Origin of the sequence: Propioniciclava soli (assembly GCF_014858005.1) — a bacterium.
GTDB classification, from domain to species: Bacteria; Actinomycetota; Actinomycetes; order Propionibacteriales; family Propionibacteriaceae; genus Propioniciclava; species Propioniciclava soli.
The window spans coordinates 1-805 of record NZ_JACYOT010000049.1 but is presented as its reverse complement, the minus strand read 5'-3'; the positions used below and the strand labels follow the sequence as shown (position 1 = coordinate 805).

Sequence of the window (805 nt, the reverse complement as noted above, 5' to 3'; positions counted from 1 at the left end):
TGGCGACACACCCGCAAGGGCGACAAGTACGTGACCGTGATCATCGACCTCACCCCGATCCGGGACGACACCGGCCCCGCCCGGCTGCTGGACCTGGTCGAGGGTCGCTCGAAGAAGGCGTTCAAGACCTGGCTGGAGGCTCAGACCGACCAGTTCCGGGCCCGGGTCGCCATCGTGGCGATGGACGGCTTCACCGGCTTCAAGACCGCCGCCGCCGAAGCCGTCCCCGACGCCACCGCCGTGATGGACCCCTTCCACGTGGTCGCGTTGGCCGGCGACAAGCTGAACGCCACCCGACAACGCGTCCAACGTGAACTCACCGGCGGCCGCGGCCGAGCCGATGATCCGCTCTACAAGGCCCGACGTACCCTGCGCACCGGCCGGGCGCTACTCACCGACAAGCAGAAGGCCCGCCTGTCAGCACTGTGGGCCATCGATGAAGCAGTCCCCCTCGAGGTCACCTGGCTGACCTACCAAGACATCATCGACGCCTACCGACACCCCGACGCCGACGTCGGGAAGAAGCTGCTCACCTCGGTGATCGACCGGATCAAGACCGCTGTCCCGGCCGGGCTGGAAGAGCTCGCGCAACTCGGCAGGACACTCGAAAAGCGACGCGACGACATCCTGGCGTGGTTCGACCACCCCGGCTCCAGCAACGGACCCACCGAAGCCATCAACGGCCGGCTCGAACACCTCCGCGGCATCGCGCTCGGCTTCCGCAACCTCGTCAACTACCGGCTCAGATCACTCCTCGAAGCAGGCGGATTCCGACCCCTCATCCACTCTCTTTCGTGAAGAGCCG

1 protein-coding gene is annotated in these 805 nt (G+C 66.7%); it reads left to right on the top strand.

Annotated features, from left to right (window positions below; all coding sequences use genetic code 11):
- A partial coding sequence (locus IFY26_RS17530) for an ISL3 family transposase (protein WP_232550296.1) occupies positions 1–798 on the top strand: 798 nt, incomplete at its 5' end.
- Positions 799–805 lie beyond the last annotated feature (7 nt).